Source organism: Streptomyces sp. G7(2002), from assembly GCF_028870195.1.
Classification (GTDB): Bacteria; Actinomycetota; Actinomycetes; order Streptomycetales; family Streptomycetaceae; genus Streptomyces; species Streptomyces nigrescens.
The window spans coordinates 8,289,519-8,311,380 of sequence record NZ_CP102609.1 but is presented as its reverse complement, the minus strand read 5'-3'; the positions used below and the strand labels follow the sequence as shown (position 1 = coordinate 8,311,380).

At 71.6% G+C, this 21,862-nt stretch carries 18 protein-coding genes; 9 read left to right on the top strand and 9 right to left on the bottom strand.

All coding sequences use genetic code 11. From position 1 onward, the window contains the following. Positions 1 to 68: 68 nt before the first annotated feature. Both NUT86_RS35615 and NUT86_RS35610 read left to right on the top strand, forming a co-directional pair. Positions 69 to 1,868: an ABC transporter transmembrane domain-containing protein gene (locus NUT86_RS35615; protein ID WP_274739486.1), complete on the top strand. Its 1,800-nt coding sequence runs from the start codon at positions 69 to 71 to the stop codon at positions 1,866 to 1,868. Beyond that, positions 1,865 to 3,646, top strand: coding sequence for an ABC transporter ATP-binding protein (locus NUT86_RS35610; protein WP_274739484.1), 1,782 nt, complete (start codon positions 1,865 to 1,867; stop codon positions 3,644 to 3,646). The genes NUT86_RS35615 and NUT86_RS35610 overlap by 4 nt, the downstream gene beginning before the upstream one ends. 209 nt (positions 3,647 to 3,855) lie before the next feature. On the opposite strand, the gene NUT86_RS35605 is transcribed toward NUT86_RS35610, so the two are convergent. The 3 genes from NUT86_RS35605 to NUT86_RS35595 form a co-directional block, all read right to left on the bottom strand. Beyond that, the gene (locus NUT86_RS35605) at positions 3,856 to 4,677 is read right to left on the bottom strand and encodes a hypothetical protein (RefSeq protein WP_274739483.1); all 822 of its coding nucleotides are present in this window, start codon (positions 4,675 to 4,677) and stop codon (positions 3,856 to 3,858) included. A gap of 170 nt (positions 4,678 to 4,847) precedes the next feature. Continuing rightward, complete coding sequence (locus NUT86_RS35600) at positions 4,848 to 5,156, bottom strand: hypothetical protein (RefSeq protein WP_274739481.1); 309 nt, start codon at positions 5,154 to 5,156, stop codon at positions 4,848 to 4,850. Positions 5,157 to 5,285: 129 nt separating this feature from the next. Continuing rightward, a complete protein-coding gene (locus tag NUT86_RS35595) occupies positions 5,286 to 6,077 on the bottom strand; it encodes a metal-dependent hydrolase (RefSeq protein ID WP_093646792.1) in 792 nt (263 codons plus the stop codon). Positions 6,078 to 7,322: 1,245 nt separating this feature from the next. Here NUT86_RS35595 and NUT86_RS35590 point away from each other — a divergent pair. Continuing rightward, positions 7,323 to 9,836: a DEAD/DEAH box helicase gene (locus NUT86_RS35590; protein WP_159484783.1), complete on the top strand. Its 2,514-nt coding sequence runs from the start codon at positions 7,323 to 7,325 to the stop codon at positions 9,834 to 9,836. Positions 9,837 to 9,888: 52 nt separating this feature from the next. Continuing rightward, entirely contained in the window at positions 9,889 to 10,758 is an 870-nt protein-coding gene (locus NUT86_RS35585) for an acyl-CoA thioesterase (RefSeq protein WP_018088563.1), read from the top strand. Here NUT86_RS35585 and NUT86_RS35580 read toward each other — a convergent pair. Both NUT86_RS35580 and NUT86_RS35575 read right to left on the bottom strand, forming a co-directional pair. Beyond that, positions 10,689 to 11,585, bottom strand: a complete 897-nt coding sequence (locus tag NUT86_RS35580) for a DUF6397 family protein (protein ID WP_266444237.1) — start codon at positions 11,583 to 11,585, stop codon at positions 10,689 to 10,691. The genes NUT86_RS35585 and NUT86_RS35580 overlap by 70 nt on opposite strands. Before the next feature lie 79 nt (positions 11,586 to 11,664). Further along, positions 11,665 to 12,072: a roadblock/LC7 domain-containing protein gene (locus tag NUT86_RS35575; protein WP_093646789.1), complete on the bottom strand. Its 408-nt coding sequence runs from the start codon at positions 12,070 to 12,072 to the stop codon at positions 11,665 to 11,667. 169 nt (positions 12,073 to 12,241) lie between these two features. On the opposite strand from NUT86_RS35575, the gene NUT86_RS35570 reads away from it, so the two are divergent. Beyond that, entirely contained in the window at positions 12,242 to 12,670 is a 429-nt protein-coding gene (locus tag NUT86_RS35570; RefSeq protein ID WP_026169442.1) for a PPOX class F420-dependent oxidoreductase, read from the top strand. Positions 12,671 to 12,716: 46 nt separating this feature from the next. Here the strand turns inward: NUT86_RS35570 and NUT86_RS35565 are convergent, their stop codons facing one another. Next, a complete protein-coding gene (locus NUT86_RS35565; RefSeq protein ID WP_018088559.1) occupies positions 12,717 to 13,331 on the bottom strand; it encodes a GTP-binding protein in 615 nt (204 codons plus the stop codon). A 320-nt stretch (positions 13,332 to 13,651) separates the two neighbouring features. On the opposite strand from NUT86_RS35565, the gene NUT86_RS35560 reads away from it, so the two are divergent. Then, positions 13,652 to 14,263 carry a class I SAM-dependent methyltransferase gene (locus NUT86_RS35560; RefSeq protein WP_266444231.1) on the top strand — a complete coding sequence of 204 codons (612 nt, stop codon included), beginning with the start codon at positions 13,652 to 13,654 and terminating at the stop codon, positions 14,261 to 14,263. A 24-nt stretch (positions 14,264 to 14,287) separates the two neighbouring features. Here NUT86_RS35560 and NUT86_RS35555 read toward each other — a convergent pair whose 3' ends face one another. Both NUT86_RS35555 and NUT86_RS35550 read right to left on the bottom strand, forming a co-directional pair. After that, the gene (locus NUT86_RS35555) at positions 14,288 to 15,184 is read right to left on the bottom strand and encodes an oxygenase MpaB family protein (protein ID WP_266444228.1); all 897 of its coding nucleotides are present in this window, start codon (positions 15,182 to 15,184) and stop codon (positions 14,288 to 14,290) included. 101 nt (positions 15,185 to 15,285) lie between these two features. After that, positions 15,286 to 15,732: a hypothetical protein gene (locus NUT86_RS35550; protein ID WP_106430823.1), complete on the bottom strand. Its 447-nt coding sequence runs from the start codon at positions 15,730 to 15,732 to the stop codon at positions 15,286 to 15,288. A gap of 89 nt (positions 15,733 to 15,821) precedes the next feature. Here NUT86_RS35550 and NUT86_RS35545 point away from each other — a divergent pair, with 89 nt between their 5' ends. Beyond that, positions 15,822 to 16,604: a hypothetical protein gene (locus NUT86_RS35545; RefSeq protein ID WP_018088555.1), complete on the top strand. Its 783-nt coding sequence runs from the start codon at positions 15,822 to 15,824 to the stop codon at positions 16,602 to 16,604. A gap of 629 nt (positions 16,605 to 17,233) precedes the next feature. Here the strand turns inward: NUT86_RS35545 and NUT86_RS35540 are convergent. Further along, on the bottom strand, positions 17,234 to 17,416 hold the full coding sequence (locus NUT86_RS35540) for a hypothetical protein (protein WP_042161392.1): 183 nt from the start codon (positions 17,414 to 17,416) through the stop codon (positions 17,234 to 17,236). Positions 17,417 to 17,564: 148 nt separating this feature from the next. On the opposite strand from NUT86_RS35540, the gene NUT86_RS35535 reads away from it, so the two are divergent. Then, complete coding sequence (locus NUT86_RS35535; RefSeq protein ID WP_274739472.1) at positions 17,565 to 20,543, top strand: DEAD/DEAH box helicase; 2,979 nt, start codon at positions 17,565 to 17,567, stop codon at positions 20,541 to 20,543. After that, a complete protein-coding gene (locus NUT86_RS35530) occupies positions 20,540 to 21,853 on the top strand; it encodes an SWIM zinc finger family protein (RefSeq protein ID WP_174876301.1) in 1,314 nt (437 codons plus the stop codon). The genes NUT86_RS35535 and NUT86_RS35530 overlap by 4 nt, the downstream gene beginning before the upstream one ends. The last annotated feature ends 9 nt before the right edge of the window (positions 21,854 to 21,862 follow it).

Genomic DNA, 21,862 nt, shown 5'->3' with positions numbered 1-21,862 from the left:
GAGAGGGGCATTTCGCCTGCCGGGACGGCCTCCTGCCGCCCCCTCACCACGACTCCGGCTGGAACAGCATGCACCTTCGTGACCTTCCGCACCCCGACCCGGGCGTCCCGGACGTCCGTACAGGCGGCGCCTTCCTCCGGTGGCTCTACAGACAGCAGCTCGGCGGCCAGCTCAAGGCCCTCGCCTGGGGGCTGGTGAACGTCGGCGCCATCGCCGCCTCCCCACTGCCGGTGGGGCTCGCCGTGCAGGCCGTGGTCGACCGCGACGGCGGCCGGCTCCTCCTGGCCGGCGGCCTGATCCTGGCCCTGGGCGTACTGATCGCGCTCGGCGACACCATGCTCCACCGCGCGGCCGTCACCAACTGGATCACCGCCGTCGCCCGGATGCAGCAGCTGCTCGCCCGCAAAACCACGGAACTGGGCTCGGCCATGACCCGTCGGGTGGCGGCCGGCGAGATCGTCACCGTCAGCACCGGCGACCTGGAGAAGATCGGCTGGTTCGTCGAGGCCCTCTCCCGGTTCGGGGCCGCGGCGCTGATCACGGTCGGAGTCTCCATCGCCCTGGCCGTCTACCAGCCAGAACTGGGCATCCTGGTGGCCCTCGGCGTACCCGTACTGGCGCTGGCCGTCCTGCCGCTGCTGCCGCCCGCCACCCGGCGCGCCGACGCCCAGCGCGAGAAGGCCGGCCAGGCCACCGAGCTGGCCTCCGACACCGTCGCCGGGCTCCGCGTCCTGCGCGGCATCGGCGGCGAGGAACTCTTCCTCGGGCGCTACCGCAACGCCTCCCAAGAGGTGCGCAAGGCCGCCGTCCGCAGCGCCCGGATGTGGTCACTGATCTCGGCCGTCCAAGTACTGCTGCCGGGCCTGCTGCTCATCGCGGTGGTCTGGTACGGCGCCCGGCTCGCCCTCGACGGCACCATCGCCGTCGGCGATCTCGTCACCATCTACAGCGCGGTCGCCTTCCTGCTCTCCCCGCTCCGGCGCTTCGAAGAGATCGCCCAGGCCTACTCCTTCGCCAAGCCCTCGGCGAAGCGCACGGCCCATGTCCTGGCACAGCACCGGCCGGCCGGCGGACGGACCGGGGACCAGGCGACGACGCCCGCCGGCGCGCTGCACGACCCGGTCAGCGGTCTGACCGCCCCGGCCGGCCGGCTGACCGCGGTGGTCTGCGGCGACCCCGACGCCGCGGGCCGGCTCGCCGAACGCCTCGGCGGCCACCCGGCACAGGCGGAAGAAGACGGCGGCGACGCAGTCGACCTGTCCGTGGTCCTCGGCGGCACCCCGCTCGACGACCTGCCGCGGGACACCGCCCGCCGCGCCGTCCTCGTCCAGGACAAGGACCCGATGCTGCTCTCCGGCACGCTCGGCGAGCTGCTCGACGTACCGGGCTCCGGGCGGGTGGACGCGACGGACGCGCTGGCCGCGGCCCAGTGCGGCGATGTGCTGACCGCGCTGGCGCAGGCCTCGGCCGACGACTCGGGAGACCCGATGCGCACCTACATCACCGAGCGCGGACGGTCGTTGTCCGGCGGGCAGCGACAGCGGCTGGCGCTGGCCAGATCGCTGGTCACCAACCCGGAGGTGCTGGTGCTCGACGAGCCCACCAGCGCCGTCGACGCACACACCGAGGCCCGGATCGCCGACGGTCTGCGGACGGTCAGGACCGGGCGGACGACGGTCGTCCTCACCTCCAGCCCGCTCCTCCTGGACCGGGCCGAGCAGGTGGTGTTCCTCCAGGAGGGCAAGGTCGTCGCCGCGGCCACCCACCGCGAACTGCTGCACAGCCACCCCGCCTACCGCGCGGTCGTCACCCGCGAAACGGACCCCGAGCCGGCGCTGTCGACCGGCCAGACCGAGGAGACCGCATGATCGGCCTGGCGCCGCCGGACCACGATCCGGACGCCCCGCAGACCCTCACGACACTCCCCGTCGGCTCACCGGCAACCGTCCGCAGCTACGTCGGCGGCCTGATCCGCCGGCACCGCAGGGCGTTCACGGTACTGATCGCCGCGAACACCGCCGCGGTGATCGCCTCCATGGCCGGCCCGTACCTGCTCGGCGGCGTCGTCGAGCAGCTGTCCGCGGGCGACCGCGACCTCCAACTGGAGCGCACCGTCGCGGTGTTCGCCGTCGCACTGGCCGCCCAGACGCTCTTCGTGCGCATGGTCCGGCTGCGCGGGGCGATGCTCGGCGAGCGGATGCTGGCGGATCTGCGGGAGGACTTCCTCGTACGGTCCGTGGCGCTGCCGCCGGGCGTACTGGAGCGGGCCGGCACCGGCGATCTGCTGTCGCGGATCACGACGGACATCGACCGGCTCTCCAGCGCGATGCGCGAGGCCGTACCGCAACTGACCATCGGCGTGGTGTGGGTGGCGCTGCTGATCGGCGGGCTGACGGTCACCGCGCCGCCGCTTGCCCTGTGCGTGGTGATCGCGCTGCCACTGCTGGTCGTCGGCTGCCGCTGGTACTTCAAGCGGGCGCCGAGCGCCTACCGTTCGGAGGCCGCCGGTTACGCCGCGGTGTCCGCCGTACTCACCGAGTCCGTCGACGCGGGGCGTACGGTCGAGGCCCACCGGCTGGGCGCCCGCCGGATCGCGCTGTCGGAGCGCCGCATCCGGGAATGGACCCAATGGGAACGCTTTACGCTCTTCCTGCGCTCGGTGCTCTTCCCCGTGGTCGAAATGACCCATGTCCTGCTGCTGGGCTCGGTGTTGCTGCTCGGCGGCGCGTTCGTCCTGCAGGGCTGGATGAGTCCCGGTCAGCTGACGACGGGGGCGCTGCTGGCACAGATGATGATCGAGCCGCTCGGCATGATCCTGCGCTGGTACGACGAGCTGCAGGTGGCCCAGGTGTCCATCGCGCGACTCGTCGGCGTCCGGGAGGTCGCACCGGAGGCCACCGACACGGACCGGCGCCCGGACGGCCGGGACGTCCACGCCGACGGGGTGAGCTTCGGCTACCGCGCGGGCGTCGATGTGCTGCGCGAGGTCTCGCTGCGGGTCCGGCCGGGGACCCGGCTGGCACTGGTCGGGCCGTCCGGCGCCGGCAAATCGACGCTGGGCCGGCTGCTGGCCGGTATCTACGGGCCCCGCGTCGGCAGTGTCACCCTGGGCGGCGCCGAGCTCTCCGCGATGCCCGCCGAGCGGATCCGCGAGCACGTGGCGCTGGTCAACCAGGAACACCATGTCTTCGTCGGCTCGCTCCGCGACAACCTCCTGCTGGCACGCACCGGAGCGGCCGACGCCGAACTGTGGGCCGCGCTCGGTGCGGTGGACGCCGACGACTGGGCGCGGGCCCTGCACAAGGGGCTGGACACCGAGGTCGGCTCGGGCGGACACACCCTGACTCCCGCCCAGGCACAACAGATCGCGCTGGCCCGGCTGGTGCTGGCCGATCCGCACACCCTGGTGCTGGACGAGGCCACCTCCCTGCTCGACCCCCGGGCGGCCCGCCACCTGGAACGCTCACTGGGCAGAGTGCTGAACGGCCGCACGGTCGTGGCCATCGCACACCGGCTCCACACCGCACATGACGCCGACGTGATCGCCGTCGTCGAGAACGGCAGAATCACCGAACTGGGCAGCCACGACGAACTGGTCGCCGCCGACGGCGCATACGCGGCACTCTGGCGGTCGTGGCATGGCTGATGCGGGGGGGCAGTGGGGAGCGGACTGGGCGCGGTGACGGAATGGGGTGAGGGCTGGGCGTGGTGACGGAATGGGATGGGGACTGGGCGCGTGGTGGCCGGGCGGGGCCCGGGTCGACCCCGGTGATGCCGGCACCGGACGGCGGCGCAGACGTCATGAAGTCTGCGCCGCCGCTTCGGGGTGCGGGGCGGGTCAGCCGGCGGGGCGGGTCAGCCGGCGGAGCCGCTGCGCATGGCCTTGCGCAGGTCGCTCGTCTGCTGAGCGAGGGTCTTCAGGTCGACCTTCTTGAGGGAGGACGAGGAGGCGTCGCCCACCCCGATCACGTCACCGACCGAGGTGCTGTCGGCCCAGACACACAGGGGGATATAGGCGCCGCCGCCCTTGGAGATCCCGCAGCGCAGGACGGCTCCCTTCGCGTCGGGGTCCTGGAGATCGAAGTCCTTGGGCGCGACGGCCATCTCGTTGGGGGCGAAGGCTTCCTGCACCCGCTGCGCGGCGTTGGACACCGTTCCCCCGCCGGTGTGGACACCCAGCATGACCGAGGGGTTGTTCTCCGGGTGGTAGACCGAGTCGACCTGCGCCAGGCCCTTCAGCTCCGGGTACGACGAGGGGTCCCGCTTTGCCGGCGGGTACATCTGCGCGGTGGCCTTCGCGTCATAGCGAAGTTCAGCCGGCGTCGACTTCACCACCTCGGGGATTGCCAACTTCGCCCCCTCCGGGGTGTTCTCCCCCTGCCCCTGACTCTGCCGCTGGCTCTGCCCTTGCCCCTGCCGCGCCTCGGTGTCGTCCCCACCACCGAGCATCGACCACGCCAGAAAGCCGCCCCCGGCGAGCAGCACGACGGCCACCAGGACGACGGTCAGGATCAGTCCCGTGCGGCCCTTCTGAGGAGGCGGAGGCGGAGGCTGCGGAGCGAAGGGCGCGCCCCCCTCGTAGCCCGGCAGTCCGGTCGACGGCGTCGAGCCATTGTGCGGCGGAACCGGTGCGCCGGGGTATGGCGGCTGCGGGGCGCCATACCCAGGTTGCGGCATCTGCGGAGGCTGGTGAGTCACGGTGGTCGGTTCCCTCGTCATCGTGGGTTGCAGGAGCCTGGACATCCTTCCGCACCCCTCGCAGGCGTGGGCGTCAGGGTGCTGGTGTGGGGCGACTTGGGCAGCTACCGACTCCGGCAGTCAGCCTGCCCCGTCTCCAGCAGGGCAGGTCAGGCCCGAGCCCAACCCCGGCTCCCCGGGCGGATGTTGTGCCCCCACGGAATGCCGTTGTCGAGCACGTATGGAATCCCGTACAGCACCACCTGCTGTTCGGCCAGCAGCTTGCGCCCTGCGTCCTGCGTCCTGCGTCCTGCGTCCCGGGTACGGAACCGGCGCTCCTTGCCCGGCAGCAAGGGATCGATCAGCTCCCACAGTTCACCCGACGCCCTCCACGGTGGCGTTCCCACGACCAGGCCGACACCGAGTACCTCGCCCGGACATAGCTGCCAGCTCAGGTCCACCTCACTGCGTCCGGGCATCTGGGTGTCCGGGTGTCTGGGCCGACCCCATCGGCGCTCTGCTGCTGTGCGGCGCACGTCAGGGGGGAGGCGCGGCGACATCGGGCATCAGGTGCACACCAGATGCCCGACGTAGCCGCGCGCGAGATGTCAGATGTAGCCGAGCGCGCCCAGCCCGCCGAGGCCACCCAGCACCATGAACAGCGGCATCAGCACCTTCAGCTCCACCCAGCTGCCGGCCTTGAAGCGCATGCCCTTGGGCGGGCCGACGGGGTACCAGCGCTTACGGCCTATCGGGATGGGCCACAGGACGGGGCAGCCCGAGACGGTCAGGGCATCGCCGATGTCGTGGACCAGCGCGCCGAGGACGACCGGCAGGCCCAGCCAGAGGTACTGCTGCCCCGGCTCGGTGAACAGCCAGCTCGCACCATTGCCCGGCTGGTCGAGAATGCCGGCCAGGATCCAGGCCGAGGCCGCACCCAGCAGCCACACCAGCACATCGCTGGACACCCGTGCCGCCCGCCACAGCAACCCCTCGATGGCGAGCACCATGTGGACGAAGAGGATGCCGAGGACCGCCCAACGGCCGCCCTGCATCGCCAGCAGCGACATCCCGCCACCGACCAGCACGGCCCACACCCAAGTGTGGGTGAGCGTGCGGTGCCCTCCGTTGCGGTTCGAGTCCCCGCGCATCTTGGTCGCCTTGTAGACGGCGTGCGAGATGGCGTCGACCACCTCGCACAACATCCGCGACAGCGGGCCGAAAGCCCGTGAGATGGTCGCGGACTTGTGGTCGAGGTCCGGGGCAAGCGCCGCTCCGGCACAGATCAGAGCCCCACAGACGAGCACCGGCCAGGGCATCGGATGTCCGGCGGCAGCCGCCGCAGCGCCGACCCCCAGCCAGGCCGCGGCCCCGGACAGCGAGTGCGCCGGTCCCATCATGGTTCTTCCCACCCCTTGTTCTCTTGCACGTGTCCACCTGCGCGGTGGCTCTCACCCTGCTGAGCCGCGCCGCTGACACCCGGTCGGCGACTCAGCGTAGCGCCAGATGATCTCCGCACGAGGAGGGGGTGAACCAACTCCTGTCCCGCCCGACGGGGACAGTCCACTCCAGCAAGGCGGGGGAGTGTGGTGCTCGCGAGCACTGTTCGCCGATCACACGCTCCTGACGTGACGTCAGTTTCCGGATGGGGCGGGAGCCGCCAGGGCGCGAACAAGGCCGGGAGCAAAGGAGGCGAGCGAGACCGGGGGTGGGTTGGGGTGGAGGAGGGAGAAGGGTCGGCTGACGAAGGAGACGAGGAGGATGAGCCGAGGGGGCAGGCGGGGATGGGGCGGAGTTGCGGAGCGAACAGAGGCGAGAAGGGCGAGCAAGACCCGGGGGCGAAGGGAACCAGCGGGGATGGGTGGGGATGGGGGTGGGCGTGGGGAAAGCGGACTGGGATGGGGGCGACTGAGGCGGACTGGCGACGGGGCCGGGGTGAGGTGGGTGGGGTGGGTGGGTGGGTGGGTGGCCTGGTGGGGTGGGGTGAGGCGAGTCCGTGCTCCGGGGCCTCCCTCCCTCCTCCTTCCACCACCTCCGCCACCACCCACCTCAGCCCGATCTCCCGATCAGGCGTCGCCCCGGATCCGCGTCGCCCCCGATCAGACGGCACCCCGAGCAGACGGCGCCCCGATCAGACAGCGCCTCGATCACGTGACGCCCCCACCCGCGGCGCTCCAACCCCGCCGCCCCCGGACCCCGAAGGGCGCCTCCCTCACAGCTCAGCAGCCACCGCGCATCGGGTGATCTCCGCCACGCGCCGAGCGCACCGCCATACGAAGCGGGATCAGCGATGACGACAGTGTGTCCGCAGTCGTGTACGGGTTGTAAAGACCTTGCGCGGAAGCCTCCCTGGATGCCGGGGCTGTCGGGGCCACCGGGGGCCGCAGGGGGGCGGCACCGTCTTCCTTCCGGCGGCGGCGCGGGTTCACCCGCCCCGGTGAGGGGCGGCCGGCTATCGGGCCCGGCGGTCTACGTTTTTGCAGGTCAGGCCGGATATCGCGGTGGCGGGCAGGGCTGCGGCTGGGGGCTTTGCGGGGAGGGTCGGGCCGCAGGGCGAGTGGTTTGTGGGGGTGTCGATCTTCGGCTGGTCTTCCTCTGGGCCGCCGGTTCCCTGATCTGGGCCGAAGACAGGCAGTATGGGGGGCGTGACCCTCATCGATCATCTGCCGAACGACGCCGACCCCGATGCCCTCTTCGAAGCCTTTTCGGGCTGGGCCGAGCAGCAGGGCATCTCGCTCTACCCTGCCCAGGAGGAGGCGCTGATCGAGGTGGTCTCCGGAGCGAACGTCATCCTGTCCACCCCCACCGGCTCCGGTAAGAGCCTGGTGGCGGCCGGCGCGCACTTCACCGCTCTCGCCAATGATCAGGTCACCTTCTACACCGCGCCCATCAAGGCACTGGTCTCGGAGAAGTTCTTCGATCTGTGCAAGATGTTCGGCACCGAGAACGTTGGCATGCTCACCGGTGACGCATCGGTCAACGCCGACGCACCGGTCATCTGCTGCACCGCCGAGGTGCTCGCCTCGATAGCGCTGCGGGACGGCAAGGACGCCGACATCGGCCAGGTCGTGATGGACGAGTTCCACTTCTATGCCGAGCCGGACCGTGGTTGGGCCTGGCAGATTCCGCTGCTCGAACTGCCGCAGGCGCAGTTCATTCTGATGTCGGCGACGCTCGGCGACATGTCGCGCTTCGAGGGGGACCTGACCCGTCGCACGGGGAAGCCGACGTCGGTCGTGCGCTCGGCCACGCGGCCGGTGCCGCTGTCGTACGAGTACCGCACGACGGCGCTCACGGAGACGCTCACCGAGTTGCTGGAGACCCGCCAGTCTCCCGTCTACATCGTGCACTTCACCCAGGCCGCCGCCGTGGAGCGGGCGCAGGCCCTGATGAGCATCAATATGTGCACGCGTGCCGAGAAGGACGAGATCGCTCAGCTCATCGGCAACTTCCGGTTCACCACGAAGTTCGGCCGCAACCTGTCGCGGTATGTCCGCCATGGCATCGGCGTGCATCACGCCGGCATGCTGCCGAAGTACCGCAGGCTCGTCGAGAAGCTGGCACAGGCGGGTTTGCTGAAGGTCATCTGCGGTACGGACACGCTCGGCGTGGGAGTCAATGTCCCCATCCGTACGGTGTTGTTCACCGCGCTGACCAAGTACGACGGCTCGCGGGTGCGGACGCTGCGGGCGCGGGAGTTCCATCAGATCGCCGGCCGCGCCGGCCGGGCGGGCTTCGACACCGCGGGCTTTGTGGTCGCGCAGGCACCCGAGCATGTCGTGGAGAACGAGAAGGCGCTGGCGAAGGCGGGCGACGACCCCAAGAAGCGCCGGAAGGTGGTGCGCAAGAAGGCGCCGGAGGGCTTCGTCAACTGGGGCGAGAACACCTTCGAGAAGCTGATCGCGTCCGATCCCGAGCCGCTGAACTCCCGTTTCCGGGTGACGCACGCGATGCTGCTGTCCGTGATCGCCCGGCCGGGCAATGCCTTCGTGGCGATGCGCAAGCTCCTCGAGGACAACCATGAGCCGCGCAAGAACCAGATCAGGCACATCCGGCGGGCCATCGCGATCTACCGCTCGCTGGTGGACGGCGGGATCGTGGAGCGGCTGGCGGAGCCGGACGCGGAGGGCAGGATCGTCCGGCTGACCGTGGACCTCCAGCAGGACTTCGCTCTCAACCAGCCGCTGTCGACGTTCGCCCTGGCCGCGTTCGACCTGCTCGACCCCGAGTCGCCGTCGTACGCGCTGGACATGGTCTCGGTGGTGGAGTCCACGCTGGACGATCCCCGGCAGATCCTGGCCGCGCAGCAGAACAAGGCCCGGGGCGAGGCGGTCGCCCAGATGAAGGCCGACGGCGTCGAGTACGAAGAGCGCATGGAACGGCTCATGGACGTCGAGTACCCCAAGCCGCTGGAAGAGCTGCTCTTCCACGCCTACGGCCTCTACCGCAAGAGCCACCCGTGGGTCGGCGACCATCCGCTGTCGCCGAAGTCGGTCATCCGCGATATGTACGAACGCGCCATGACCTTCACGGAGTTCACGTCCTTCTACGAGCTGGCGCGCACCGAGGGGATCGTGCTGCGCTACCTGGCGAGTGCGTTCAAGGCGCTGGACCATACCGTGCCGGACGATCTGAAGTCCGAGGACTTCCAGGACATCATCGCCTGGCTGGGCGAGATGGTGCGGCAGGTCGACTCCAGTCTGCTGGACGAGTGGGAACAGCTCGCCAATCCGGAGGTGGAGACGGCGGAGCAGGCCGCGGAGCGGGCGGATCAGGTCCGGCCGGTCACGTCCAACGCGCGGGCGTTCCGTGTGCTGGTGCGCAATGCGATGTTCCGGCGGGTGGAGCTGGCGGCGCTGGACAAGGTCGAGGAGCTCGGCGAGATGGATGCCGATTCCGGCTGGGACGTGGACGCCTGGGGCGAGGCGATGGACGCCTACTGGGACGAATACGACGAGCTGGGCACCGGTCCGGATGCGCGCGGCCCGAAGCTGCTGCAGATTCAGGAGGATGCCGAGCACGGACTGTGGAAGGTGCGGCAGACTTTCGCCGACCCGAACGGTGATCACGACTGGGGCATCTCCGCGGAGGTGGATCTGGCCGCCTCCGACGAGGAGGGGCGCGCGGTCGTGCGGGTCACGGACGTGGGTCAGTTGTGAGGCGGTGGCTTCGGCCGAAGCCGCCGAGGGATATGACGGAGGGCCACCGGTCATGACCAATCCTGCCGAGAAGCTGGTCGATCTGCTGGATCTCGAGCAGATCGAGGTGAACATCTTCCGGGGCCGCAGTCCCCAGGAATCGCTGCAGCGGGTCTTCGGCGGGCAGGTCGCGGGCCAGGCGCTGGTGGCGGCCGGGCGGACCACGGAAGGGGACCGCCCGGTCCACTCGCTCCATGCGTACTTTCTGCGGCCCGGCCGGCCGGGGGTGCCGATCGTGTACCAGGTCGAGCGGGTCCGCGACGGGCGGTCCTTCACCACGCGCCGGGTCGTCGCCGTCCAGCAGGGACGCACGATCTTCAATCTGACCGCCTCCTTCCACAAGCCGGAGCCCGGCTTCGATCATCAGTTGCCGATGCGTCGGGCGGTGCCCGACCCGGAGGATCTGCCGACGGTTGCGGACGAGGTCCGCGAGCGCCTGCGCGATCTGCCCGAGGGCCTGGAGCGGATGGCGCGCAGGATGCCGTTCGAGATCCGGTATGTCGACCGGCTGCGCTGGACGCCGGACGAGATCGAGGGCGCGGAGCCGCGCAGCGCGGTGTGGATGCGCGCGGTCGGGCCGCTGGGCGACGATCCGCTCGTCCACACCTGCGCGCTGACCTACGCCAGCGATATGACGCTGCTGGACGCCGTCCGCATCCCCATCGAACCGCTCTGGGGGCCGCGCGGGTTCGACATGGCCTCGCTCGACCATGCGATGTGGTTCCACCGTCCGTTCCGCGCGGACGAGTGGTTCCTCTACGACCAGGAGTCGCCGATCGCCACCGGCGGCCGGGGGCTGGCCCGCGGGCGGATCTACGACCGGGAGGGCAGGCTGCTGGTCTCGGTCGTCCAGGAGGGGCTGTTCAGGAAGCTCGGCGGCTGACCGGGGCGGGCGGCGGAGCTCGCGGCCGCGGGTGTCCGCAGCCGTCCCGGGTCTTCCCTGCGGGCCGTTTCGAGCTCGCGGGAGAGGTTGACGCGGTACCACATCACCTCGTCGAACTCGTCCGCTGTCAGCACGCGTTCGAAGGATTCCCGGGCGGCCGGGGTCACGGTGATCACGGAGGCCAGAACGGGCCGGAGCCGGCGCAGCAGGGACCGCTCCCGCGGGTCCTCGGCCACCGATGCCAGTTCCTCCGGGGGCAGCACGGCGGCGATCACCGCTGCCGCTTCCCAGGGGTCGTCGGTCTGCCCCATGAGCTGGGCGACCCGTCGGCTGCGCCACTGGCGGGCCCGCCAGTCCTGTCCGCTGTCGAGCATCACCCGCATCGCCGCGGGGGTGTTGCCCCGCATCAGGTCGGGTTCGCGGTCGGCGAAGTCGGTGACCTCGGCCGCGAGATAGAGCCAGACCACCGCGCCGTAGCGGTTCACATAGAACCTGACGGGGCCGAAGCAGCCGGCCCGGGTCAGGCGCACGACCCGTCCGGGGCCGATGCCCATCAGCTCGGCCGCCTCGTTGGTGCTGACCGTGCGGATCCGTTCGCGGAGTGCTTCGGGGAAGCACGGCTCGGCCTGCAGGCGGGCGATCTCCTCCGCCGGGACCCGGCGTCGGCCGAGCGATCCGCCGGCTCCCGGCCGGCCACCGGTCCCGGTCAGGACCGTCCGCACCTTTCCGAGCTGGGTGGCGAGCTCCAACTCGCCGGTCCTCAGCTCCAGTTCACGGGCCGCTCGCCCCATGGCGAGCGTCTGCTGCCCGTCGCACATCACTGTCATGTCGTTTCCCCCGCAACTCGGTCGATCACTGACAGTGACGACTGTAGCCGCAGGCGATGACAGTGGGTCAACCCCCGCCTCAGACCTGTGGATAACTTTCGGGCTGGCGGACCGCGACGCCCAGATGCTCGCCGACACGGTTGACCAGCAGCGTCATTTCGTAGGCGACCTGGCCCAGGTCGGCGTCGGCGCCGGCCAGCACGCACAGGCAGCTGCCGTCCCCCGCCGCCGTCACGAACAACACCCCGTCGTCGAACTCGACCATGGTCTGGCGCACCCGCCCGATGCCGAAGTGGAGCGCCGACCCTTTCGCGAGGCTGTGCAGTCCCGAGGCGACCGCCGCGAGATGCTCGGCGTCGTCCCGCTGGAGTTTCTCGCTCGCCCCGGTCACCAGGCCGTCGTTGGACAGCACCAGTGCGTGCCGTACCTTCTCCACCCGCTTGGTCAGGTCGTCCAGCAGCCAGTCGAGTCCGCTGCTCAATGCCATTGCTGCTTCCTCCCCGTGTCTGAGCCCGCACTCTTGGCCGGACCGCAGCCCGTGGTCCGTTCAAAGGCTGCCCTGCCAGCCTGTCCCACCTCCGCCGTCTCGGCAAGCGGCCCCACGGTCCGGCGTGCCACGCGGCGCCGGTTCGTACCGCATGGCCGAGGATGTCGGCATGGCACACAAGATGACGAAGGACGAGTGGCAGAGGTTCCTTTCCGAGGGCACCCGTACCGGCAAGCTGGCGACGGTACGGGATGACGGCGGCCCGCACGTCGCCCCGGTGTGGTTCCTCATGGACGGTGACGAGCTGGTGTTCAACACCGGGCAGGAGACGGTCAAGGGCCGCAACCTCGCCCGCGACGGCAGAGTGGCACTGTGCATCGACGACGACCGGCCGCCGTTTTCCTTCGTGGTGGTACACGGGTCCGCGGAGATCAGCAACGAGCTGGCGGACGTCCGTCACTGGGCGACCCGGATCGCGGCCCGCTACATGGGCGAGGAGCGGGCGGAGGAGTACGGCGCCCGCAACGGTGTTCCGGGCGAGCTGGTGGTACGGGTCAGGATCGACAAGGTCATCGCCCTGGCGGACGTGGCGGGCTGAGGGACACGTGGCGCGGGCCGTCCGGCGCCGCGCCACACGCCGCCGGTCATCCCACCGAATCCAGCACCCTGGCGGAGTGCCGCCGCCCCGCGTGCTCGACGAGCCGCACCAGTACTTCCTTGCCGGAGTCGCGGTCCCTCGCGTCACAGAGCACGACGGGGGTGCCGCGGTCCAGGTCCAGCGCGCGGGCCACCTCGTCGGCGCCGTAGGACCGGGACTCCGCAAAGCAGTTGACGGCGACCAGGAACGGGATCGCGCGGCGCTCGAAGTAGTCGACCGCCGGGAAGCAGTCCTGCAGTCGCCGGGTGTCGGCCAGGACGACGGCGCCCAGAGCGCCCTCCGACAGGTCGTCCCACAGGAACCAGAAGCGGTCCTGACCCGGGGTGCCGAAGAGGTAGAGGGACAGGCCCTGCCGGATGGTGATGCGGCCGAAGTCCATCGCCACCGTGGTGGTGCCCTTGCGGTCCACTCCCCCGGTGTCGTCGACCGTCTCACCCGCCTCGCTGAGCCGTTCCTCCGTACGCAGCGGGTGGATCTCGCTGACCGAGCCCACCAGGGTTGTCTTGCCCACGCCGAAGCCGCCCGCGACTAAGATCTTCAGGGTCAACTCGGCGTCGAGGCCCGGGGCTGCGCCCTCCGGGGCCCCTTGTGCGGCGTTCATCGGCCGTCTCCTCCAGGATGCAGGGTCCTGCGCGTCAAGGGGTATGCGGATCCATGGCTCGACGGGGGGAGCCTTCGGCGGCAGAGGACCGCCCGAAATCCATGGCGAGGAACGTACCGCCCGCTGAAAGGGATTTTCTCGAAAATGCCAAAGCCGTCACGTCTTCCGATCAAGAAGCCCATGTACCTCCGAATTCGTGATAGTTGGACCGTGGCGAGGCCGAACGGCACCGGTCACCGCCCGGCGGCGACCGCCTTCGCGGGCGCCCTGTGCGCCCGCACCGCCTCCCTCGCCGACCGTCGCACTCCCGGAGGAGCCCGATGAGCGACCACCACGCCGACCGTCCGCATGAGGTCCGTGCGTTCTTCGCGTCACGCGCCGCCACCTGGGACGCGAAGTTCCCCGACGACGGCCCCGCCTATGCGGCAGGCGTCGCCGCACTGGGCCTCCAGGAAGGCGAGCGTGTCCTGGACGCCGGCTGCGGTACGGGACGCGCGCTGCCCGCGCTGCGGACGGCCGTGGGACCGCGCGGAACGGTGCTGGGCGCCGATCTCACGCCCGAGATGCTGCGGGCCGCCGTCCGGGCCGGGCGCGACCGTGACGCGGCGCTGCTGCTCGCGGACGTGACCCGGCTGCCGCTGCCCGACGCCGCGCTGGACGCCGTCTTCGCCGCGGGTCTCCTCTCGCATCTGCCGGACTCGGCGGGCGGCCTCACCGAACTCGCCAGGGCCGTACGCCCCGGTGGCCGGCTGGCTCTCTTCCACCCCATCGGGAGGGCCGCCCTCGCCGCGCGCAAGGGCCGCCCCATCACGCCCGACGATCTACGGGCGGAGCCGAATCTGCGGCCCCTCCTCACCGACTGCGGCTGGGACCTCGTCCGGTACGAGGACGAGGACGCCCGCTACCTGGCGCTGGCGGTCCGCCGGGGATGACGTCACGCGGACGGCACCGGTGTCTCAGGACGCCGCCGGGCCCTCCCCGTGCGGAACCGGGCAGCTGCCGGTGCGGCGGGAAGCGGGGAAGGTGCCGAGCTCGGCCACCCGGAAGCCGTTCGGATAGCCCTTGATCTCGGGGTTCTGGCGGGCGTAGTGCGGGGTGCGGCGGGGCGGCAGCAGCCGTACGGCCTTGGCGCGCAGCTTCAGGGCGGTGCGGACCGCCTTCTGGACCGCCGGCTTGGGCCGCTCGTACCGGAAGGCGTCCAGCAGGGAGTCGTCCAGGAGGGCCATGCTGGCGCCGCGCACCACCGGGGCGAGCGGGCCGTACCACCCCGCCATCAGGTCCAAGGTCGCGTCCGAGACCCTTCGCGCGCCCTCGTCCCAGCCGAAGTGCGCCTCCTCGTAGGCATCGAGACACTGCTCGAAGTCCTCGTAGGTCTGCGGGAGTTCGGTGATGCCCATATGGCGGCCGAGGGTGCGGTAGTAGGTGGCGACGGCATGCTGCTCGTGGGCGGTCAGCCGCCGCCAGCCGTACTCGTCGAGCCACCGTTTGGGCACCACCACGAAGGTGCACAGGACATAGCGCATGTCCTCGTTGCTGATGTCGTAGCTGCGGTGCATCTGGTTGATGCGGCGGATCGCCGTCCGGCCGTCGTCGCTGTCGAAGCCGTGCTCGACGACGGTGTCCAGGAGGAGCGCGGTGTCGTCATAGCGCTTTTGGGTACGGTCCGTCAGCTCCGCCGTCTCGGCGAGAAGCCGGCCGATGCTCGGCACGGCATAGGTGCGGTAGAGCGCCAGCTCCAGGGCTCGGGTGAAGTCCCAGGGGAATTCATGGGTCGCGATGATGCGGTAGATCCGCAGGAAGTCGCGCTCCGGGTCGAGCCGCCGGATCTCCCTCAACCAGTCGTAGCGCCGCACCTGACAACCGTCCCTTCGTTCGCGAAGCGCCAATTTTACGGACGTGGGCGGCAGTTGAAGGGTGCTGCGGGGTGTCAGATCACGTCGCGCGGTGGCCGGAATCAGTCGCGCCGGGAGGTTTCCCGTGAGCGCCTCGGCACACCGACCGACTGTCGACCGCCTCGGGTGCCGCGCCCCGGGGTCCGCGCGTCGGCCCCGTAGCGGTCGGTGAGCGTGGGATCCACCACGGCCAGCGCCGCCTTGACCGGCATGCTGGTGCGGCCGGCGAGCGCCAGCCGCTCCTGGACCTCACGTGGTGTGCGCGGACGGTAGCCCGGCCCCGTACCGCAGCATCCGCCGTGGAAGGTCAGCCCGGCGCGCAGCACGGCCTCCAGCGCACGCCAGCCGGCCACGTCGCGCCGCTTGGGCACCGCCAAATCCGCGCCCGCGTCGATCAGCTCACCACGGCACTGCGGGCAGTGGCCGGGCCCCCGCGAGACCGGCGTCTTCTTCCACGCGGCCCGGCAGGCCAGGCACACAAAGTGCATCCGGCGGCTGTAAAAACACATCCGCGCAGCGTACGGCTGGTGACAAGGCCGTACCAAGCCAATTAGGGTGCGCCGACGTACTCCGCAATGGACCGGATGGGGAGGCCCGCGTGCCCACGACCGAGAGCGCCGACAACGACCAGTTGTTCGTGCTGACGGCGGTGCTGCTGACGCCCGCGCAGTTCCCGAGCGTGCTCGGCGACGACTACCCCGAGGTGTGCGCGGGGCTGGGCCTCGAACCGTACGCGGAGGGCTACGGGCTGGTCCTCGGTCAGGACGGCGACGGGGCGCGCTGGACCGTGGTGACGGAGGACGTGTCGCTGGTCGCCTGCGCGATCGCGGCCTGGGACTGCGGCATGGAGTACGACCTCTCCCCCGGCGAGAACAGCATCGTCGGGGCCCTTCCCGGCTGGCCGCTCGCGCTCGCCGTAGCGGCACCGGGTGTGCCGCAGCCGCACGACCCTGAGCCGCAGGAAGGCGACCCGGCACCGCTCACCCCTCCGGACGCCGAGGAGTGGGGGCCGGCGCAACGGCGGCTCGGCGCGGACGAGATCGCCATGCAATGGGCGGCGTGGCGGGAGCAGGTGGAGGGCGACGTCAGCTTTGCCGAGCCGGGTGATCAGGCGCACACGGGGGTGCGGCGGGTGCTGGAGGAGGCGCGCGGCTATGTGAACGATCCGCCGCCGCCCGGGCGGGTGCGGTCGTCGTTCGCGGCCGGTGAGGCGCGGACGCTGCGGGTTGACGGGCCTGGATGGAGCATGGTTGCCCGTACCGATGACATCGCGTTCGTGCTGCTGGACGAGGAGCCGGGCGAGGTCCATCCGGTGGGGCGCGGGCCCGAACTGCCCGGCCTGCTGACGTCACTCGACGAGCTGTCGACGCGGCCGGTCTGAGTCGCGGGCTCGACGGGTTGGGGTGGGGGCTTTGCGGGGGCGTTGCTTGTCTGCGGGTGCGGCTGTGGCTGGTCGCGCAGTTCCCCGCGCCCCTTCGTGGCGCGGCCGGTCCGTCACTTGCTTCTGGGGCGGTGCGGCTTGGTGGGGGCTGGGGTTTTGCGGGTTGTGTGGTTGCCGCGGGGGTCGGAGGGGACGCACCGGTACCCGTCCTCGGCGCGGGCGACGCGGCTACGTGTAGTTGATTGCCCCGGCGTTCGCTCCAGTCCTGCGGGCGGGCACCGGTACATCCCCTCCAACCGTTCAGCGTTGCCGGCTGCCGGCCGGTGACACCGTCCGTTACGGCACAGACCCTGGCCGTGCCCCATCTGCGGGGGGCCGACCAGGTCCCTGCCAAGGGGTGCCGCGCATTGGTCGTGACGGTGATTGGTACGGCGGGAGAGCCGCGCACGTACGGCGGTCGGAGGGGATGTCCGGTGAGCCGCCCGCAGGACCCGGAGCGAACAACGGGGTGAAGAACCTCTGGGACCCGCGTCGCCCGCGCCGAGGACGGGTTACCGGGCGTCCCCTCCGACCCCACCACCCACACCCCGTAGGCGGACCGGCCCCAGCCCACGGCAAACCGCGTACGTTCAGCGGCCGAGCTGTTTGCGGCTGACGCGGCGTAGGCGGCGGCGTTGGGAGGAGTCGAGTGTCAGATACGCGACGGCCGGGATTCCGACCATGACCAAGAGGGCCGCCCAGAAGGGCAGCAGCCACAGCAGGATCACTCCCACCGCGACCCCGCCGACCGCGACCTTCGCCTGTGTGGACATCCTTCACGCCCCTTCCGCGGCGCATGCCGCGCTCTGTGTACTCCATTGAACGCCGTATTCGCGCCGCAGGTTCCTTCCAAGGGTGCATTGTCATGTACTCTCGGGCGCTCCAGTCACCAGTAGTCAAACTTGAGGAGTTCGGGACCCAGTGACATCCCTCCCCGCGGTCACCCCCGCTCAGCTCTCCGCACTCGCGCAGTGCGCAGCGGTTTTCCTGCCGTCGGATCCGCCACGGGCCGGGCGGATCGCCTTCTGGCGGCCTGATGGTGAACCCGTGGGGGACGCGTCGCTGGGCGTGGCCCTCCCGGATGACGACGGCGGGGTCTCCTTGTGCGAGGTTCCGGCCCTGCTGCTGACGGTGGCCGACGCGGTGCCGGTGCTCACCCGTGCGCGGGCCGGCCGGGACGCCCATCCGGCCGCCGCCTTCTGGGGGGCCGCCTCCGTACTGGCGCTGCAGCTCGCGGCCCGTGGCCGGATACTGCCCGGGGTCAGCCCGGCCGGATACGACGCCTGGCGGCTGGGACCGCTCGACCCGGAGGACCTGGCGCGGCTGCGCGATCTCGCCGCCGCGATGCCGCCGTACGCCCATGCCGCCCCGCTCCCGGACACCGACCCGTTGCAGCTGCCGGATCCCGAGCGGCATGTGCGGGCCTTCCTCGACGCGGTGGCGGACGGGCTGCCGCGCTCCCCCGGCGCCGCGCTGGTCACCGGAGCGCCGGCCTTCGCGGTGACCGCCCCGCAGCACATCCCCGAACAGCGCGCCTGGGCCGCTGATGTCGCCGCGGGGCACGACGCGGGCGTACGGATCTCCCTGCGGGTGGAGGTGCACGGCGCGGAGGCGGAGGAGCCGATGGCCTTCGGGGAGCAGCGCGGCGAGGTGGATGCGGCGGGAAGCCCGCTGCGCGGTGATGCCGCGGGCGCTCTGTCCTCCATCACGTTCAAGGCCGTTCTCCAGTTGCACAGCCTCACTGATCCGACGCTGGTCGCGGATGCCGCGGAGGTGTGGGCGGGGACTTCGACGGCCGGGCAGGCGTTCGGGGCGCGGGCGCGGATGGACACGCTGCTGACGTTGCGGCGGGCGGCGGACGCCTGGGCGCCGCTCACCCCGTTGTTGTCCGCGGCGGTGCCCGATGCGCTGGATCTTGCCGACGAGGAGATCGCCGAGCTGCTCGGGCCGGCCGCGGGTGCGCTGGCCGCCGCCGGGGTGCAGGTGCACTGGCCGAAGGAGCTGACGCGCACGCTCAGCGCGCGGGCCGTGGTGGGGCCGCCGGAGGCGGGCGGCGGTGACGTTTCCGAGGGGAGGGGCACGGGGCTGCCCTCGCTGTTGTCGGCGGATGCCCTGCTCTCGTTCAGCTGGCGGTTCGCGGTCGGGGACCAGGAGGTCGACAGGGCGGAGCTGGACCGGCTGGCCGAGGCGGGGCGGCCGCTGGTGCGGCTGCACGGGCAGTGGGTGCTGATCGATCCGGCGGCGGTGCGGGCCGCCCGGGACCGGCAGGAACGCAAGGTCACGCCGCTCGATGCGCTCGGCGCCGCGCTCACCGGCAGCGTCGAGGACGGTGACGGCGGCCGGGTGGAGGTGGCGGCCTCCGGCTGGCTGGCCCGGCTGCGCGACCGGCTGGCCGACCCGGAGGGCTGCGACACCACGCCGGTCCGGCAGCCGGCGGCGCTCACCGCGACGCTGCGCGACTACCAGCTGCGCGGGCTCGGCTGGCTGCACCGGATGACCTCGCTGGGGCTGGGTGCCTGTCTCGCCGACGACATGGGGCTGGGGAAGACGATCACGCTCATCTCCCTGCATCTGCACCGGCAGACCACTCCCGAGTCGGCCGGCCCCACCCTTGTCGTCTGTCCCACCTCCCTCATGGGCAACTGGCAGCGGGAGATCGAGAAGTTCGCGCCGGGCACACCGGTACGCCGCTTCCACGCCGGGCGGCGCAGTCTGGCGGAGCTGGCGGACGGCGAGTTCGTGCTCACCACGTACGGGACGATGCGGGTCGATGCCGGGAAGCTGGCGGAGGTGGGCTGGGGGCTGGTCGTCGCCGATGAGGCCCAGCACATCAAGAATCCGTTCTCCGCGACCGCCAGGGCGCTGCGGACCCTGCCCGCCAAGGCCCGGGTGGCGCTGACCGGTACCCCGGTGGAGAACAATCTGTCGGAGCTGTGGGCGATCCTGGACTGGACGACACCGGGACTGCTGGGGCCGCTGGGCCGGTTCCGTACGCACTATGCGCAGGCCATCGAGGGCGGTGCGGCGGCGTCCCCGGAGGCGGGCGCGGCAGCCGAGCGGCTGGCCCGGCTGGTGCGGCCGTTCCTGTTGCGCCGCCGTAAGTCCGATCCGGGGATCGCGCCGGAGCTGCCGCCCAAGACGGAGACCGATCGTGCGGTGGCGCTGACCAAGGAGCAGACCGGGCTGTACGAGGCCGTGGTGCGCGAGGGGCTCGCCGAGATCGCCGGGACGGACGGGTTCGCCCGCCGCGGGCTGGTGGTCAAGCTGCTCACCTCGCTCAAGCAGATCTGCAACCACCCCGCGCAGTACTTGAAGGAGAGCGGCCCGGCGGAGGACGGCCGCGCTGCGGGAGCGGTGCGGATCGCGGGGCGTTCGGGAAAGGTCGAGCTGCTGGACGAGTTGCTGGACAGCATCCTCGCCGAGGGCGCGAGCGTGCTGGTGTTCACGCAGTATGTGCAGATGGCGCGGCTGTTGGAGGGGCATCTGGCGGCGCGCGGGGTGCCCACGCAGTTCCTGCACGGCGGTACGCCGGTGGCCCGCCGTGAGGAGATGGTGCGGCGCTTCCAGGACGGGGCGGCGCCGGTGTTCCTGCTGTCGTTGAAGGCGGCGGGTACCGGTCTGAACCTCACCCGGGCGGCGCATGTCGTGCACTTCGACCGCTGGTGGAATCCGGCCGTCGAGGCGCAGGCCACCGACCGCGCCTACCGCATCGGGCAGACCCAGCCGGTGCAGGTCCACCGGATCATCACGGAGGGCACGATCGAGGACCGGATCGCCGACATGCTCGCCCGTAAGCAGCAGTTGGCCGATGCGGTGCTGGGGTCCGGCGAGGCCGCGCTGACCGAACTCACCGACGCCGAGCTGGCGGATCTGGTCGCACTGCGGGGGAACGAGCGATGAACACGCCTGGAGATGAGGGACCGATGTACCTGGACGAGGGGGCTTCCGCTGCCGCTGAGCGGACGTTCGAGGCATTGCCCGCGGCCCGTGGGAGGGCCTTTGCCCAGAGCTGGTGGGGGCAGGCGTGGCTCAAGGCGCTGGAGGACACCGCGCTGGACGGCGCGCAGGTGAAGCTGGGCCGGCGGCATGCGCGGGCCGGTGCGGTCGGCGCGGTGTCGGTGCGCCCCGGCCGGATCACCGCGGTCGTCCAGGACCCCGACCATACGCGGCACCGGTCCGATGTCCTGCTGCAGCAGTTGAGCGCGGCGGACTGGGACCGCTTCCTGGACATGGTCGCGGACCGGGCAGGGCACATCGCGGCGCTGCTGGACCGTGACATGCCGCCGGTCCTCGTCGAGGACGCCGCCGCGGCCGGGATCGAACTCCTGCCGGGCATCGGGGACCTGGAGCCGGAGTGCAGTTGTGGTGCCTGGGACCACTGCGCGCATTCGACCGCGCTGTGCTACCAGTTGGCGCGGCTGCTGGACCAGGACCCGTTCGTCCTGCTGCTGATGCGCGGCCGGGGTGAGCGGGAACTGCTGGACGAGGTGCAGGCGCGCAGTGCGTCGCGGGCGGAGCTGCCGGCGGGCGGGGCCGCGGCGGAGCCGTCCGGTGCGGGGGTGCCGGCGGCCGAGGCGTATGCGGCGCGGGACATTCTGCCGCCGCTGCCCGCGGCGCCGCCGCCGGTCGCCGCGCCGGGTGCCCCGCCGGTGCTCGGTGGCGGCACCCCGCCCGCGCCCGGGGTGGAGGTGGCCGCGCTGGAGTTCCTGATCGGGGACGCGGCGGCGCGCGCCCAGCGGCTGCTGGCGGAAGCGCTGTCCACCGGGCATCCGGACAGTCCGCCGCCGCCCGTTCCGGCGCCCGGCCAGGATGCGGTGCGGCTGGCGGCGGCCGGTCCGGGGGCGGCCATATCGGCGCGGCTGGCGGCCGGTTCGGGACGGGATGCGCGGGGTCTGGCGTCGGCCGTACGGGCCTGGGAGCTGGGTGGCGCGGCGGGGCTCGCGGTCCTGGAGGAGGAGTGGACACCGGAGCCGGAGGCGCTGGCACGGGCCACCGGCCGGCTGGCGGCCGCGTGGGAGGACGAGGAGACCCGGCCGCGGCTGCGGGTCACCCGTAACCGCTGGACGGTGGTGGGCGGCGCGGCCCAGTTGCGCTACGGGCGGGACGGCCGCTGGTGGCCGTATCGCAGGGAGGGCGGGCAGTGGGTGCCCGCGGGCCCGGCCACGGACGATCCGGCGGGCGCGTTGGCGGGGGTGTCGGCGGAGGAGTGAGGAGGCACG